1 protein-coding gene is annotated in these 916 nt (G+C 68.1%); it reads right to left on the bottom strand.

Annotation, left to right across the window (positions count from 1 at the left end):
- Positions 1-916, bottom strand: a 916-nt coding sequence (locus tag CFB39_RS38455) for an ATP-binding cassette domain-containing protein (protein WP_089476967.1), incomplete at both ends; no start/stop codon positions are given.

Below are 916 nucleotides of genomic sequence, written 5' to 3'. Positions count from 1 at the left end.
CCTTCGCGCACGTCCGCGAAGCCGAGGTACTGCAGCACTTCGGCGATCGGGAACAGGTCGTCGACTTCCAGATGCAGCGTGCGTGCGATTTCCGGCATGTCCGCGCGGCCGTGGTAAGGCGCCATTGCGAGCGTCTCGATCAGGCCGGCCATCAGGTTGGTCGACACCTGCGGCAGCCAGCTGCCGAGCTCGAGCCCCTTCTTCGTCGCCTCGCCGGTCTGGCGGGCCGTCATCTTCGCGTAGATGTCGTCGACGAGCTTGCGGAACGCCGGGTCGAGCCGGTTGCGCGGATGCTTGAACGGCACCTTGATCTCGGCGATCACGCGGCCCGGGTTCGACGACAGCACGAGGATCCGGTCGCACATGAACACCGCTTCCTCGATGTTGTGCGTGACGATCAGCACCGACTTGATCGGCATCCGACCTTGCGTCCACAGATCGAGCAGGTCGGTACGCAGCGTCTCGGCCGTCAGCACGTCGAGCGCGGAGAACGGCTCGTCCATCAGCAGGATCGTCGGGTCGACGACGAGCGCGCGCGCAAAGCCCACGCGCTGGCGCATGCCGCCCGACAGCTCGCGCGGGTACGCGTTCTCGAAGCCGTCGAGACCGATCAGGTCGATCGCGGCCAGCGCACGCTCGCGCCGCTCGCGTGCGCCGACGCCGAGCGCCTCGAGGCCGGCTTCCACGTTCTGCAGCACGGTGAGCCACGGGAACAGCGCGAAGGTCTGGAACACCATCGCGACGCCTTCGGCCGGGCCGCGCAGCGGCTGGCCGAGATAGGTCACCTCGCCGCCGGTCGGCTCGATCAGCCCGGCGATGATGCGCAACAGCGTCGACTTGCCCGAGCCGGAACGGCCGAGCAGCCCGACGATCTCGCCTTCGCGCAGCGACAGGTTCGCATCGTCGAGCACGAGCA

This window comes from Burkholderia sp. AU6039, assembly GCF_002223365.1.
GTDB lineage: Bacteria > Pseudomonadota > Gammaproteobacteria > Burkholderiales > Burkholderiaceae > Burkholderia.
Note: the sequence above shows the minus strand (reverse complement) of the source record. Positions and strands in the feature narration are given on the sequence as shown.